This window comes from Thermomonas sp. (assembly GCF_025993755.1).
Taxonomy (GTDB): Bacteria; Pseudomonadota; Gammaproteobacteria; order Xanthomonadales; family Xanthomonadaceae; genus Thermomonas.
Genome location: NZ_JAMQHN010000144.1, coordinates 1 through 2,607, shown reverse-complemented (window position 1 = coordinate 2,607; position 2,607 = coordinate 1). Strand labels below are relative to the sequence as shown.

Sequence of the window (2,607 nt, the reverse complement as noted above, 5' to 3'; positions counted from 1 at the left end):
GCCGCTCCAGCGCCACCGCCGCATTCACCGCCACCTTGAGGTCGTCGGTGGCCACATAGTTCTTGGTGCCTTCAAAACGCATCGTCGATCCTGTTCCGGTCCCGGCAGACACTAGTCACAGGTTTCGCGGGCGGGCAAATCGCCGGAAAGGAGAGGGCCGCCGCCCGCCGCGGGTGCCGCGCGCGACCCGGCAAAAGCTGCCGGGCTTTAGGCATTTTGTCGCCGGCGGCGGCCTCCATTCGGGCCCGTCCTTGCTCTTATCATATTGATTTTTCTTATGAAATTTTATGGCACGCGGCTTGCTGCGCAGGGCGGGAACCTGCGGCCTTGGCTTTTCCGGGCTGGCCGCGCCCGGGGTCCGTTCTGGAGGAATGTAATGGGTATCTTCGGCGCTCTCACCACCGCCGTCACCGGCATGCGCGCGCAATCCTTCGCGCTCGAAAACGTGTCCGGCAACATCGCCAATTCGCAGACGACCGGGTTCAAGCGCATGGACACGAGCTTCGTCGACCTGATCCCCGACAACGTCCCCTCCAAGCAACTCGCCGGCTCGGTGGTCGCCAATTCGCGCGCCACCAACACCGTGCAGGGCGACATCCAGAGCGCCTCGATCGGCACCTTCATGGCGATCAACGGCGACGGCTTCTTCGTGGTGCAGAAGCCCGACAACTTCGTGGACAACAACCCGGTCTTCGCCGGTATCGAGAACTACACCCGCCGCGGCGACTTCCAGGTGGACAAGAACGGCTATCTGGTCAACGGCGCCGGCTATTACCTGATGGGCATCCCGGTGGATTCGACGACCGGCAACCTCGTCGGCAGCGTGCCGCAGCTTCTGCAATTCCAGAACGACTTCCTGCCGGCGCAGGCCACGACCCAGGTGGACTATCGCGCCAACCTGGCGCGCGTGCCGAACACGGCGCATTACGATTCCAACGTGCCGGGATCGGAGCTTCTCAATCCGGCGTCGTTCGCCGCCAATCCGCTCGCCATCGCGCCGCAGCCGGCCACGATCACCGGCTTCGGCGCCAATATCCTGGCTGACGCGGTGGCGGTCGCGACCGGCAGCGCCGCGTTGCCGGCGAACCTCGCCAATGGCGGCACGTTCACGGTCAACGGCCGCAGCGTCACGCTGACCGCCGGCGACGATCCGGCGACGGTGATGAACGCCATCAACGCGGCGTTGGCGACCGCGCCGGCGATCCCGGTCGCGGCGACGATCGACGGCAGCGGGCGGCTGGTCCTGACCGGCGGCGACGCCGACACCAATATCGTCATCGGCGGTTCGCCGCCGCCCGCGCTGATGACCGAGCTCGGCCTTGATATCGGTACGACCAACGCCACCAATCTGTTGACGCAGAACATCGTGTCGCAGGGCCAGACGCTCGTCATCGACATCGGCGGCACGCCGTTCACGGTGACGTTCGGCACCAACGGGGCGGCCGTTCCGCCGGAAGTCTCGACGCTTGCCGAATTGAGCGCGCGTCTCGCCGCGCTCCCGCCCGCGCAGGGCACCGCCACGGTCAATACCGCCAACGGCAATATCACCGTCACCGCCGCCAATTTCACCGACACGATCACGATCGGCGGCACGGCCAGCGCGCAGAATTTCGGCATCAGCACGCTGACCGGCCTGTCGTCGGACGGCACGGTGCGCGCCATCGACCTGACCACCTTCGTCGAGAATTCGGTCGGCGGCGGTGCGATCACCGCCTATGACGTATCGGGCTCGCCGGTGAACATCCAGATCCGCTGGGCCAAGGTCGACAGCGCCGCCAGCGGCGGCACCGACACCTGGAACATGTTCTACCAGGTCAATTCCAACGCCAGCGGCACCGACGTCGCCTGGCAGAATGCGGGGGTGAACTACACCTTCGGCGCCAACGGGCAGATGGACCCGCTGGTGGCCACGCTCGCGCTCAACAACGTCACCGTCGACGGCGTGGCGCTCGGCAACATCCAGCTCGTGCACGGATCGGGCGGCGTCACGCAATTCTCCGACGCCAACGGCGCGGTGAAGGTCAATCTGCTGACCCAGAACGGCTACGCGGCGGGCGAGTTGCAGACGGTGTCGGTCAGCGACAAGGGCCGCATCGTCGGCAGCTACTCGAACGGCCGCACCATCGACCTCGCCGAGATCACGCTTGCGGATTTCAACGGCGCGAATTTCCTCAAGCGCATCGACGGTGGCGCCTTCGAGGTGACCGACGAATCAGGCACGCCGACCTACGGCGCGTCGGGCAAGATCGTCGGCTCCTCGCTGGAGGGCTCCAACACCGACATCGCCGACGAGTTCACCAAGCTCATCATCACCCAGCAGGCCTATTCCTCGAACACCCGCGTCATCACCACGGCGAACCAGATGGTGCAGGACCTCCTGAACATGCTGCGGTGACATGGAGCGCGGCGTGCGTAACGGCTGAGGACGCCAGATGAGTCTTTCCCAGGCGCTAGCGACATCGACGGCAGGATTGCGGATCACGCAATCCGCGCTGTCGCTCGTGGCATCGAACGTCGCCAATGCGGAGACGCCCGGCTATGTGCGCAAGACCGCGGCGCAGGTCACGACCGCGGCCGGCGCCAACGGCGTCAGCGTGCGCATCGGCT

1 protein-coding gene is annotated in these 2,607 nt (G+C 65.8%); it reads left to right on the top strand.

The features are described 5' to 3' along the window. Positions 1-376 precede the first annotated feature (376 nt). Positions 377-2,395: a flagellar hook-basal body complex protein gene (locus Q0X16_RS10495; RefSeq protein WP_297833944.1), complete on the top strand. Its 2,019-nt coding sequence runs from the start codon at positions 377-379 to the stop codon at positions 2,393-2,395. Positions 2,396-2,607 lie beyond the last annotated feature (212 nt).

Coding starts and splice junctions, on each gene's coding strand:
- Q0X16_RS10495 (WP_297833944.1), top strand. CDS start 377: ATGGGTATCTTCGGCGCTCTCACCACCGCCGTCACCGGCATGCGCGCG.